This window comes from Streptomyces sp. ADI95-17, from assembly GCF_003846175.1.
GTDB classification, from domain to species: Bacteria; Actinomycetota; Actinomycetes; order Streptomycetales; family Streptomycetaceae; genus Streptomyces; species Streptomyces sanglieri.
The window spans coordinates 27,037-38,277 of record NZ_ML123048.1; the positions used below are offsets into that span (position 1 = coordinate 27,037).

Below are 11,241 nucleotides of genomic sequence, written 5' to 3' on the forward strand. Positions count from 1 at the left end.
GCGATGTCCTCCTGCCCGCTGTACTTCGCCATCAGCAGCTGGAAGACGGCCAGCAGCGACATGAACAGGCTCGCCCCCTGCCCCGCCGCCAGCCGCCGGGCCGCGGCGGCCACGTCGGCGGGCACCGAGAAGGACACCGTGCCGCCCCGGCCGGACCGCTCGGCCGGCCGTCGGTGGTCGGCCGGCAGTTCCAGCGGCTGTACTCCGGCGAGCCGCTCCCGCCAGTACGCCGACTGCCCGGCCAGCGCCGGACCGTCCAGCACCTCGCGCTGCCAGCTCGCGAAGTCCGCGTACTGGAGGCCGAAGGGGGCCGGGGTGCACGACCGGCCGGCCGCCGCCGCCCCGTACAGCTCGCCCAGCTGTCGAGCCAGGATGCCCTCCGACCAGCCGTCGGAGACGATGTGGTGCACCGTGAGCAGCACAAGCCACTCCGTGTCGGCCACCCGCACCGCCACAGCACGCAGCAGCGGCCCGGTGGCCAGGTCGAACGGCCGTCCCGCCGCCTCGCGCAGCATCTCGCGCGCGGCGCCGGCGCCGAGGTGTCTGGCGTCGTGGACGTCCACCGCGACCTCCCGCACGGCGTCGACGACCTGGAAGGGATGTCCGGTGGCGTCCGCGACGAACCGGGTCCGCAGGATCTCGTGCGAGGCGGCCAGGGCAGTCAGCGCTGCACCGAACGCGTCCGGCGCGAAATCCCCCTCGACCCGCAGCCCCACCGGGATCGCGTACTCGGCCCGTCCCGGCGCCAGCTGGTCCAGAAACCAGAGGCGTTGCTGCGCGAAGGACAGCGGCAGGGCACCCGTCGACCGGTCCGCCCGCGGGATCGCGGCACAGGTTCCCGGGTCCAGCGCGTCCACGGCCGTCGCCAGCAGCGCCGGTGTCGGCGCGTCGAACAGCGTCCGGTACGGCACATCCACCCCGAGGTCCCGACGCAGCCGGGAGGCGACCCGGACGGCCAGCAGGGAGTGACCGCCCAGCTCGAAGAAATCGTCGTCCGCGCCGACCTCGTCGACGCCCAGCAGCTCGGCCCAGATGCCGGTGACCGCCCGCTGGGTGGGTGTACGCGGCGCGGCGAACGCGGCGGAGACGTCCGGGCGGTGGCCCTCGGGTACGGGCAGCGCCCGCCGGTCCACCTTGCCGTTCGGGGTGAGCGGCAGTCGCTCCAGCACGACGTACCGTGCGGGCAGCATGTGCTCGGGCAGCTCCCGCGCCAGCGCCGCGCGCAGCCCGGCCACGGCCACGGCCGTGCCGCCGGCCGGCACCAGGTACGCCACCAACCGCTTGTCGCCCGGGACGTCCTCGCGGACCACGACCGTGGCCGCCGCGACGGCCGGCCGGGACAGCAGGGCATTCTCGATCTCTCCGAGTTCCACCCGGTGCCCACGCAGCTTGACCTGGTCGTCCATACGGCCCAGGTAGACCAGGCGCCCGTCCGGCAGCCACTTCACCAGATCGCCGGTACGGTACACGCGTGCCCGGGGATCGGCCGAGAACGGGTGCGGCACGAACCGCCGCGCTGTCAGATCGCGCCGGCCCAGATATCCGAGGGCGACGTTGACACCCCCGATCAGCAGTTCGCCGGGCACTCCGACCGGCTGAACCTGACCGTGCGCCCCGACCACGTACACCTCGGTGTTGTCGATCGCCCGGCCCATCGGCACGTGGTCCGCCGCCGGGTCCACCGACACCGTCCGGCTGACCACGTTGCCGACGGTCGCCTCGGTCGGCCCGTACTCGTTGACGATCGCGGTGTCCCCGGTGCCCAGGACCAGCGCCCGGTGCGCCAGCGCCGGTGTCAGGTCCTCGCCACCTGCGACCACCGTGGCAATGCCGTGCCGGACGCCGTCCTGCTCCAGCCGGGCGGTCAGCAGCTCCAGGTGCGAGGGCGTTGCCTTCAGAAAGCTGATCGGGACGCCGGTCGCGACGATGTCCACGGCCGCGTCGAACACGCTGCTTCCCGGCTCCGGCCGCGGCACCACCAGGCACAGCCCCTGCACCAACGGCAGGAACAGCGCGGTCACCGTCAGGTCGAAAGCCACCGACGAGCACAGCAGCGAACCGATCCGCGCACCGGGCGCCGGAGGATAGTTCCGGTCGCACCAGTGCAGGTAATTGACGACACCCCGGTGCCCGACCCGCACGCCCTTGGGGCGGCCCGTCGAACCCGAGGTGTAGATGACGTACGCCACGTCGTTCGGGCCCGCAGCGGCGACCGGGGCGCTGCCGGTGCCGGCCGGCCACTCCCGGTCGGCCAGCAGCAGCGCGGTGCCCGGCGCGAACAGGCCCGCGTGCGCGGACTGCGTCACCACCACCGGCGCGGCACTGTCCTCGACCATGTACCGCAGCCGCTCGGCCGGGTAGGCCGGGTCCAACGGCACGTAGGCGGCACCCGACTTGAGCACGCCGAGCAGCGCGCACACCAGGTCCGGGCCGTGGTCCAGGCACACCGCGACCAGCGCGCCGGGGCCGACGCCCCGCTCCGCCAGGTACCGCGCCAGTCCCTCGGCCCGCTCGTCCAGCTCCCGGTAGGTCAGCCGCTGCCCGCCGTGCTCCAGGGCCACCGCGTCGGGCCGGCGCGCGGCCCGCTCCTCCACCAGCCGGTGCACGGTCGCGGTGTCCGGGAACGCGGACCGGGGCCCGTTCCACTCGGTCAGGATCCGGTGCCGCTCCGGCTCCGTCAGCATCTCCAGCGCGCTGAGCGGCTCCCCGGGCGCGTCGGCGGCGGAACGCGCGAGCGTCGCGAGGTGCCCCGCCATCCGCTCCGCCGTGGCCCGTTCGAACAGATCGGTCCGGTAGCCGAGGAAACCGCTCAACCTCCCGCCGTCCGCGACGACTTCCAGCGTGACGTGCGCGTCCGGCGGGAACGCGGCGGCCTCCCGGCCTGCTGTGCGCCACGCGAACCACGCCACCGTGCCGCCGGCCGCGTCCGCCAGCACCGCGCGCGGCACCGGACCACGGCCGACGGCGTCCGCCATGCCTCGCGCGACATGTGCCAGGGCCTCGGTGAACGCCGGGTCGTCGGCCGCGCCCCGCACCACGGTCGCCGCATCCGTGTCCCGGGTGCCGTCCGCCGGCACCGCCACCGGAACGTCTCCGCGGCCGGCGTGCCGCGCCAGCAGCGTGTGGAACACCGTCAGCAGGACCGTGGGCAGTTCCACGCCCCGATCGCGGGCCAGCGCGGCCAGCGCGTCGGCGGTGCGGGCGGGCACGTCGAACGGGACCCGGTCCGCAGAGCCCGGTCCGTCGTCCGACGGCCTGCGGTCCGACGGCAGTTCCAGCGGCTCAAGGCCCGCCAGTGCGTGCCGCCACTCCCCCAGCTGGTGATCAGCCACCGTTCACTCCCCATCGTCAGGACATCGTCAGCGGTACACGGTTCACGGGCGGCACGTCGTACGGCGCGCGGCGAGGGGCAGGGCGGGGGGCCCGGGCGGGCCGGGCACCGTGCCGCCGACGGAACCGCGACCGCCGGCGCCGAACGTCCGCGACGAGCAGGCTAGGACGCGCGGACGAGCGACCCCAGTGGACACAAATGACGCCCCTCGGGATGGTCACAACTGCCCAGTGCCGCTCGCGATCACCGGTATCCACCATGGACGGCGTCACTAGTGCACAGCCCGGACGCCCACACGGAGGGCGATTTCACGGGTACCCGGCCCGATCGCAGCGGTCGCGGCCCCATCACGGTGTCGAGAGGAAAACCCGGTCGTGTACCCGCATCGCCAGCCCCCGGACAGCCCGCGCCACGCAGTCCTGACCACCATCGCCTCGGACTCACACACCTGGAACCTGCTCTTCCTGCAACTACTGCTGGAGGAACAGGGCTGGGAGGTCACCAATCTCGGCGCGTGCGTCCCGGTCGACGTCCTGATCGAGGAGGCCACGGCCCGCCCGCCCGGTCTCATCGTCGTCAGCACGGTCAACGGACACGGCGCCGAGGAGGCCCCGGGCCTGGCCCGCGCGGTGCGCGCCGTGCCGACGTTGGCCAGGGTGCCGCTCGTCGTCGGAGGCAAGCTGGACACCTCGGGCACCATCGCCCCGGACGTCCATGCCTCGCTCACCGACGCCGGCTTCGACGCCGTCCTGACCGGCGCGAACGCCGTCCCCGGACTGCTCGCCCTGCTTGAGGCCCTGCCCGAGCACCGGCACGGAAAGTCCCACGCCGATGCCGTCCGCTGAACCGGGCCCCGCCGGCGGCGCCTTCCACCGCTTCGTTGCCGACGCCGCCCGCACCGGCAGCCTCGTCGTGCAGCCCCGTATGGGCTTCGCCGACCCCGCCCGGATGCGCACCGGCCTGATCGCCACCCGTGCCGCCGACGCCACCACCGTCGGCACCCTCACTCTGGACAGCTTCACCCGCGTCGGCGATTACGCCGCCGCCGCCCGCGCCATCGCCCAGGACCACCACCTCAACGGCTATCCGCTGGTCAGCATGCCGGTCGAGACCACCACCGGCCTCCTCGACGGCGTCCACGGCCCCGGTTTCCCCGTCCAGGTACGGCACGGCTCCGCACAGCCCGGCCGGATCGTCGAAGCCCTCATCGCCGCCGGACTCGACGCCACCGAGGGCGGCCCCGTCTCCTACTGCCTGCCCTACGGCCGCACCCCTCTGGCCACCTCGGTCCGCGCCTGGGCCGAGGCATGTCTCAGGCTCGCCACCCTGCGCGAGGCGGGCACCGAACCGCACCTGGAGACCTTCGGCGGCTGCATGCTGGGCCAGCTCTGCCCGCCCTCCCTGCTCGTCGCCCTCTCCGTCCTGGAAGCCATGTTCTTCCGCCAGCACGGACTGCGCAGCATCTCCCTCAGCTACGCCCAGCAGACCAGCCGCGAACAGGACGAGGAGGCCGTCCACGCGCTGCGCGCCCTCGCCGCCGACCACCTCCCGGACACCTCCTGGCACGTGGTCGTCTACGCGTACATGGGTGTCTACCCGGAGACCTGGGACGGTGCGCTGCGGCTCGTGGCGGACGCCGCCCGGCTGGCCGTGCGCACCGGCGCCGCCCGGCTCATCGTCAAGACACCGGCGGAGTCGGCCCGCATCCCCTCCGTCGAGGAGAACGTCATCGCGCTGGAGACCGCCGCCGCTGCCGCCCGCGCCACGCGGCCGGCCGCTCCACCGCCGTCCACCGGCATCGAGGCGGAGGCCCGCTCCCTCGTCGAGGCCGTCCTGCACCTGCACGACGACCTCGGCCAGGCCCTGATCCGTGCCTTCGCCCACGGCTACCTCGACGTCCCCTTCTGCCTGCACCCCGACAACGCGGGGCGCACTCGCAGCTTCATCTCCGACCGCGGTCGGCTGGAGTGGTCCCGCACCGGGTCGCTCCCGCTCGGCCGGCCCACCGCCGCACAGCCGTCCCGCCGGCTGACCTCGTCCGGACTGCTGCAGGCGCTCAACCACGTCAAGAACCGCTACGACGACCCCGCCGCCCGCCTCGACAGGGCGAGCTGATCCGAGCGGCCCCGCCCCGGAGCCCCTCCGCCACCGGTGGCTGGTGCCCCCGACCCGGCAACGACAGGACAGGACACGACAGACATGACACTTCAGACAGATCTTCCGTCGGCGCCCGAGGCCGCCGCACTGCCCTCACCGTTGGAACACCTGCGCGACCCGCGCACCCACGCGGCCTTGCGCGTCCAGCAGGCACTCGTGGCCGGTGCCCGTTCCTTCCTGCGCTCCGACGGCGCCGTGGAGATGGCCCACCCGGTCATCGGCCCCGTCACCGACCCGGGCTCGCGTGGTGCCAAGCAGGTCGACGTCGACTACTACGGCCACCGCTACAAGCTGATGACCAGCGCCATCCTCTACAAGCAGGCGTCGCTGCTGGCCTTCGACCGCATCTTCCTCGTCGCGCCCAACGTCCGCCTCGAACCCGTCGAGACCAGCAGCACCCACCGCCACCTCACCGAGTTCCGGCAGATCGACGTCGAGTACGGGGGCGCCACCCGGGACGACGCCATGGGCGTCGCCGAGCAGCTGGTCCGCCACGCCGTGACCACCGTCGTCGACGAGTGCGGTGAGGACCTCGCCGTCCTCGGCCGCGACCCCGACGCCCTGCGCCGTCTCGTGGCCCGGCCGTTCGCCCGCGTCCCGCACGGCGAGGTCGTCGACGGCCTGCGCCGCGACGGGTACCCGCAGGCCGCCGGCACCGAGATCGAGTGGGAGGCCGAGGAGCGCATCTCCCGCCAGGCCGACGCCCCGTTCTTCATCGTCGGCTACCCCAAGGGCTCCCGCGGCTTCTACGACAAGGAGAGCACGACCGAGCCCGGCACCCTGCTCAATTTCGACCTCATCGCCCCCGAGGGCTGCGGCGAGCTGTGCAGCGGCAGCGAACGCGAGTACGACTACGCGGCCCTGGTCACCCGGATGCGCGAAACCGGCGAGAACCCCTCCAAGTACGCCTGGTACCTCGATGTCGCCCGGCACGGCATCCCCAGCAGCGCCGGCTTCGGCATCGGCCTGGAGCGCCTGACCCGCTGGGTCACCGGTCTGGACTCCGTCTGGCGGGCCACAGCCTTCCCGAAGATCGCGGGGGTCGTGTCGCCGTGACCCAGCTGGCTGCACCCGGCCTGCCCGAGGACACCGTCCGCGCCCGGGCCCGCGACGGCGCCGCCGCCGTCTTCCCGCCCCTGAACAGCTACGGCACCACCGTCTTCGGCGCCACCCCCGAATCCTCCGGCGACGAGATCGACGGACTGCGCCTGGCCCCGCCCGTCTTCATGCCGGGCCGCCTGGCCAAGCTCATCGACCTCGGCCGCGAACCCCTCTACTCCGATGTCCGCCTCGATACCGCCCTCGGCGGCTTCACCGCCCCGTTGCCGGTCTACCTGTCGGCGCTCGGCTCCACCCGTGTCTCCAGCACCGGCCTCGCCCTGAGCCGCCAGGCCGGACGGCTGGGCATCCCCATGGTCATCGGTGAGAACGTCGCCCCCATGAACGGCTTCCGCTCCAGCGGCGACGACCACCGCAAGGGCCTGCTGGAACGCGTCCAGGCGTACTGCGAGGAACTCCCCGACGGAGTGGGCGGCATCTGCGTCCAGCAGAGCACCGAGGACGCCGACTCCGAGGTCTGGAACCATGTCTACAGCGACCCCGCAGTGACCGGCCTCCTGACCACCGGCCGCCTCGGCTTCGAGCTCAAGGTGGGCCAGGGCGCCAAGCCCGGCCTCGGCGGCCTCACCCTGATCAGCGAGGCGGTCGCGGCCGATCTCGCCGGACAGTACGCCGTCGAACGGCTGGGCCCCGACGCCTCTTCGATCCTGCGCTGCGCGAGCCCGGGCACTTTCACCGACGAGATCTTCCGCCGGCAGATCCAGCTCATGCGCAACAACTACCCGCGTGCCCGCTGCTGGGTGAAGCTCTTCCCCGGCCGCGACGTCGGCCTGGCCGCCACCATCGCCTGGGACGCCGGTGCCGACGCCGTCGCCGTCGACGGTGCCGAGGGCGGCACCGGCTGGGCCCCGACCGGCTTCCTCGGCCACGTGGGACTGCCCCTCGCCGAATGCCTGCGCCGCGTCGAACCCGCCGGCCGCACCCTCCTCGCCAGCGGACGGGTCTGGGACGGCATCCGCGCCGTCAAGCTGCTCGCCCTCGGCGTCCGCGCCGTCGGCCTCGGCCGCGCCGCGCTGATCGCCGCCGACGAGGACCCCGAGCACGGCCTCGAACGCCTGCTGGACGCCATGGCACTGGAATTGCGCATGGCTGTCAGCGCACTGGGCCGCTACGCGGCGGAGGAGACCGGCCCCGACGACCTCTGGGAGCCCCGGTCATGATCTACGAGCACACCTACGAGCTGGTCACCGACGACCTCTTCGTCCTGCTGCCCCGGATGGTGCCCGGCTCGGACCTCTTCCTGAAGATCGAGGGCCTCAACCCGGCCGGCTCCGTCAAGCTGAAGACCGCGCTGAGCCTCATCGAGGACGCCGAGCACCGCGGCGTCCTCACACCGGGCGCCCGCGTCATCGAGTCCTCGTCCGGAAACCTCGGTATCGCCCTCAGCTCCATCTGCGCCACCAAGGGCTACCGCTTCACCTGCGTCGTCGACCCGAACACCAACGCCACCAGCATCGATCACATGCGTGCCCTGGGCGCCGAGGTGGTCGTCGTCGACACCGTCGACGCCAACGGCGGTTTCCTCCAGTCCCGCATCGCCCACATCCGGCGCCACATCGAAGCGGACCCGACCGTGGTCTGGCTCAACCAGTACGCCAACCCGGCCAACCCTCGGGCCCATTACGAACAGACCGCGCGCACCCTGCTCAAGACGATCCAGCATCTCGACTACCTGTTCATCGGCGTCGGCTCCACCGGCACGTTCGTCGGCTGCGCGCAGTACCTGCGCGAGTTCTCGCCGCACACCCGGATCGTCGCCGTCGACGCCCTCGGCTCCGTCATCTTCGGCTCCGCACCCGGCCCGCGACGCATCCCCGGACTGGGCGCCAGCCGCGTCCCCGAACTGTTCGACCCCGCCCTCGCCGACGACGTGGTGCTGGTCGCCGAGGAGGACGCCGTACGCGAGTGCAGGCTGCTCGCCCGCACCCACGGCCTGCTCACCGGCGGCTCCACCGGCTCGGTCCTGGCCGCCGTCCGCCGCAGCGCCGACACCGTCCCGGCCGGCTCCCGCATCGCCGCGATCTCTCCCGACCTCGGCGAGCGCTACCTCGGCACGGTCTACAACAACGACTGGGTCGAGCGGAACTTCGGCGTCCTGACCTGATCCCGCCCGCGAAAGGCAACCACCGATGTCAACCTTCCACGTGATCGACGGCTCCGTTTCCCAGGATGTCATCGACTCCGCGCCGTCGGACGTCCTGGACCTCGTGCGGGAGACCTACCTCCAGCACAGCCGCGGGGCCACCGTGAACCCCAACAGCCACTTCCTGCGCTTCCCGCACGATCCCGGCGCCCGGATCATCGCCCTGCCCGCCCACCTCGGCGGCGACACACCGGTCTCCGGCCTCAAGTGGATCGCCAGCTATCCGCAGAACGTGGGCCGGAACCTGCCGCGTGCCTCCGCCGTTCTCCTGCTGAACGACGCGGAGACCGGCTACCCGTTCGCCTGCCTGGAGGCGTCCGGCATCAGCGCCGCCCGCACCGCGGCGTCCGCCGCGCTCGCCGTGGAGACCCTCGCCGACGGCGACGGCCCCAAGACGGTGCTCTTCGTCGGCGCCGGTGTCATCGGCCGGACCGTCTCCGACTTCCTCGCAGCTCGCGGCACAAATGTCCGCGAATGCCTGGTCCACGACCACGTCGACGCGTACGCCGAGGCCTTCGCCGCCCACACCTCCGGCACCCACGGCTGGCAGACCCGCACCGTGGCGGAGATCGACGTCGCCCTGGCCACCGCCGACCTGGTGGTCCTCGCCACCACCGCGCCGGCGCCCTGGCTGACGGACCGGCAGACCCTCCTGCCGGGCCAGCTCATCCTGAACCTGTCCCTGCGCGACATCCACCCCGCCGTCATGATCAAGTGCCACAATGTCCTGGACGACATCGACCACTGCCTCACCGCGCAGACCTCGCCCCATCTGACGGAAATGGAGCACGGCACGCGCGACTTCATCGACGGCACGCTGGCCGACGTGATACGCGGCGATGTGACCCTGGCCCACGACCGCCCCACCGTCTTCTCCCCGTTCGGCCTCGGCGTCCTCGATCTGGCTGTCGGCTACCACATCTACCGGACCGCCCTGCGCACCGGTCGCGCCACCGAGATACCGGGCTTCTTCCCCGGGCTGAAGCGCTGGTGAGCCGAGCGGCGCCGGCCGCCCCTCCGACGCCCCGGTCTCGCGCTTCCACCGAACGCATGGTGGAACCACGAGACCGGGGCGTCGGCATGTGCGCCGAAAGGGGCAGAGAGCGAATGCGGGAGGACCGGGGGTGGCCACGGTCACCGGCAGCGGGGGCCCGGGACAGCGCCGGGCAGAGAGACCCCGAGGCTCCGAAGCCCCGCACCGCCCCGGGCCGACAGCGTGGGCCGGGCCCACAACGGCCTTCGGGTCCCGGTGCACCACGCGGTCCGGCCCGGTCGGTCCGAGTGGAGCCCTGGTGGGGCCTGGCGAGAAGGGACCGAGCGGGGCGGCGCGCTCCCCGGGCCTTGGCCGCCGCCGCTCACGGACGACGGCGAGCCGCCGAACATGACGAGGGGCCCACCACGTTTCCGTGGTGGGCCCCTCGTCGGCTCTGCCGACTCCCGTACTCCGGCGACGATGCACGGTCAGACCTGCAGCAGCTCCTGTTCCCGGGCGGCGCCGTCGCCCGGCGCTGCCGCCCGCAACACAGAGACCACGGCGTCCAGTTGCTCGTCGCCCCTGACCATCTCCATGTGACGCCCAGGCATCGCCCGCTGGGCCAGACCCGCCGGGTAGAGCCCGCGCCAGTGAGCGAGGTACTGGGCCTCCGGAACCTCGTCGCCACTGCCGTCGCGCACCGTGTCGCTGACGAACAGCGTCGCCCTGGCCGCCGAGCGGCCGGGCCGGTAGGCGGCGAGCGAGCGCACCTCGGCCTCCAGCACCGCAAAGGGAAGCCATTCGTCGAGCGTGACCAGATCCTCGTCGAGATTCATCTCCGGGGCCAGACGCCGCAGCTCCCGCTCCGTCGCGGCCCGTTCGGCACCGTGCTCGTCCTGACCGCGGCGCCACAGCTCGTTCACCCGGCTGTACACCTCGGCGTGTCGCTGGAAGCGGTCCTGCTGGTCGTCGCCGGTCACCGCCGGCTCCAACAGGTACAGCCCGGCCACCTCCTCCGGGGCCTGCACACCCATCGCGTGTGCGATCACCGCGCCGGTCGACCATCCGAGGATGGTGCACGGGCCCGCGGGCCGCACACGGCGGATCTCCCGCCAGTACCGGTCCGCGATCGACTCGAACCCGACGAGCGGCACCTCGTCCGCGTTCAGTCCCGGCGCCTGGACGCCGTACACGGTGAACCTGCCCGCCAGGCATCGCGCGAGAGCCCGGTACGGATGGGTGCTTCCGCCGCCCGGGTGCACGCAGAAGAGGACGGGCAGCTCCGGGTCTGCCACGGAGGACAGGAGCACCACCAGCCCGGCCGACGCCGCCTGCGGGACATCCAGCGCGGCCGCCAGCTGAGCCACCGTCGGGTGCCGCACGAACTGCTGGAGGGCGACGCCCAGACCGGCGTCCCGCAGCCGAGAAACCACCCGCACCGAGCTGATCGACTGTCCGCCCAGTTCGAAGAAGTTGTCGTGGATGCCGATGGTGTCGATGCCCAGGACGTCGGACCAT

8 protein-coding genes are annotated in these 11,241 nt (G+C 72.8%); 6 read left to right on the top strand and 2 right to left on the bottom strand.

Translation table 11 applies throughout. From position 1 onward, the window contains the following. The coding region (locus EES42_RS23320; protein WP_124720844.1) for a non-ribosomal peptide synthetase at positions 1 to 3,332 on the bottom strand (3,332 nt) is incomplete at its 3' end. A 373-nt stretch (positions 3,333 to 3,705) separates the two neighbouring features. Here EES42_RS23320 and EES42_RS23325 point away from each other — a divergent pair. From EES42_RS23325 to sbnB, 6 genes are all read left to right on the top strand, one after another. Then, positions 3,706 to 4,176 (top strand): cobalamin B12-binding domain-containing protein, encoded by a 471-nt coding sequence (locus tag EES42_RS23325; protein ID WP_124720218.1) that lies wholly within the window; start codon positions 3,706 to 3,708, stop codon positions 4,174 to 4,176. Continuing rightward, positions 4,163 to 5,446, top strand: a complete 1,284-nt coding sequence (locus EES42_RS23330; protein ID WP_124720219.1) for a methylaspartate mutase — start codon at positions 4,163 to 4,165, stop codon at positions 5,444 to 5,446. The genes EES42_RS23325 and EES42_RS23330 overlap by 14 nt, the downstream gene beginning before the upstream one ends. Positions 5,447 to 5,530: 84 nt before the next feature. Further along, entirely contained in the window at positions 5,531 to 6,544 is a 1,014-nt protein-coding gene (locus EES42_RS23335) for an asparagine synthetase A (protein ID WP_124720220.1), read from the top strand. Further along, positions 6,541 to 7,767: a glutamate synthase-related protein gene (locus EES42_RS23340; RefSeq protein ID WP_124720221.1), complete on the top strand. Its 1,227-nt coding sequence runs from the start codon at positions 6,541 to 6,543 to the stop codon at positions 7,765 to 7,767. Before EES42_RS23335 ends, EES42_RS23340 begins: the two co-directional genes overlap by 4 nt. Then, positions 7,764 to 8,711: a 2,3-diaminopropionate biosynthesis protein SbnA gene (gene sbnA / locus EES42_RS23345; RefSeq protein ID WP_124720222.1), complete on the top strand. Its 948-nt coding sequence runs from the start codon at positions 7,764 to 7,766 to the stop codon at positions 8,709 to 8,711. Before EES42_RS23340 ends, sbnA begins: the two co-directional genes overlap by 4 nt. A 25-nt stretch (positions 8,712 to 8,736) precedes the next feature. After that, positions 8,737 to 9,744: a 2,3-diaminopropionate biosynthesis protein SbnB gene (gene sbnB / locus EES42_RS23350; RefSeq protein WP_124720223.1), complete on the top strand. Its 1,008-nt coding sequence runs from the start codon at positions 8,737 to 8,739 to the stop codon at positions 9,742 to 9,744. A gap of 467 nt (positions 9,745 to 10,211) precedes the next feature. Here the strand turns inward: sbnB and EES42_RS23355 are convergent. Continuing rightward, positions 10,212 to 11,241: alpha/beta fold hydrolase (locus EES42_RS23355; RefSeq protein WP_124720845.1), on the bottom strand; the 1,030-nt coding region annotated here is incomplete at its 5' end.